Origin of the sequence: Sporomusa acidovorans (genome assembly GCF_900101845.1) — a bacterium.
GTDB lineage: Bacteria > Bacillota > Negativicutes > Sporomusales > Sporomusaceae > Sporomusa > Sporomusa acidovorans.
On record NZ_FNAM01000124.1, the window covers coordinates 1 to 1,282 of the forward strand.

Annotated in this window: 1 protein-coding gene and 1 rRNA gene; one reads left to right on the forward strand and one right to left on the reverse strand. The window is 37.3% G+C overall.

Annotation, left to right across the window (positions count from 1 at the left end):
- Positions 1 to 252 precede the first annotated feature (252 nt).
- Positions 253 to 368, forward strand: a 5S ribosomal RNA gene (gene rrf, locus BLR65_RS28830).
- Positions 369 to 736: 368 nt separating this feature from the next.
- Here rrf and BLR65_RS28835 read toward each other — a convergent pair.
- The gene (locus BLR65_RS28835) at positions 737 to 1,006 is read right to left on the reverse strand and encodes a hypothetical protein (protein WP_093798281.1); all 270 of its coding nucleotides are present in this window, start codon (positions 1,004 to 1,006) and stop codon (positions 737 to 739) included.
- Positions 1,007 to 1,282: the final 276 nt, after the last annotated feature.

Genomic DNA, 1,282 nt, shown 5'->3' on the forward strand with positions numbered 1-1,282 from the left:
GATAGGCCAGATGTGGAAGTGGAGTAATCCATGGAGCTGACTGGTACTAATAGGCCGAGCACTTGACTTAACTTGTTCGCATAAATGCGAACGGCATAATCCTAATTGTAGTGAGGACCAGTGAATAGTGAATAAGGAGGTTCCGCTAAGCGATTCACACAGGTTCTAGCGTAGCTGACGCTCCTAATAACCTGGTTCGTTGCTTATCTGTGCAGTTTTTAGGGAATAGACTCCTACGAGATGTTCACCTAATTAAATATCCAGTAACGCGGGTTCCACCTGTTCCCATGCCGAACACAGCAGTTAAGCCGCTAAACGCCGAAGGTACTTGGCTGGAAACAGCCTGGGAGATTAGGAAGTTGCTGGTTGATATTATAGAATAGCAATTTAGATAGCATCTAAGTTGTTATTTTTTGCTATTAAACTAGAACAACTAATCTTTGGCTATAATTCATCAATACGACTAGCGCTGATAACTGGTCAGGATTTGCATAAAACACGACAATTCTAAGTGCCTCTATTCGATAAAACTGAACAAGCTCAGCAAGAACATATAGTGTATAACTCTTGCGAACTAATTAAAAATATACGTGAGATACTGCGCTGGACCATTCTCTATAGAATTCTTTTATGGACCGAAATCGCAGTTTTCTTTCCGGCAAAATAGCTCTAAGTGCAAGTTCGTACAATTCGCGCGAACCCTCCCATTTTTCAAACGAACGATCAGATTCCCCACCTATATTTTAAACGTTTTTAAATCCTGATATACTAGTACAGCTTTATTAAGATTATCTATTGCAGTTTTGATATTTCCTTTGTACTCAGTTGTTTGCGCTCCTGCATATTTGACAAAATATTTTTTCTCGCCGTTTTGCACACCAAAGGAAATATTTCCTGAATCTTGTTGATCAAACACAGAGAAGACTTTTCCCAGTTCTTTCAACCATAAGAAATTTTGTCTTTTTCTTAACTTAAAAGACACATTATCAATACATATTGTTGGCATATTTTTTCCCTTCCTTTTTGTAAAATAAATAAAAAAGTACTTCTGACAAATCAGAAGCACTTCGACTGAACATAAAAAGGGTAGGATTACAAACTATTCCTTAATAATGGACAATACGACTTCTGATTTTGTAATCAAGTGTTTTAATCATATCGTCCACCACCTTTTATTCTACTCTACAAGTAATTTGCTATAGCGTCTAATTATGTGTCAAGCTTAATCATTAGATGGGTCAGGGCATGTTCATGAAAAAAGGCAGGGATTAAAAAGGACTTT

Bases quoted from the DNA above. Each gene is read 5' to 3' on its own strand.
- BLR65_RS28835 (WP_093798281.1), bottom strand. From the start codon at position 1,006: ATGCCAACAATATGTATTGATAATGTGTCTTTTAAGTTAAGAAAAAGA.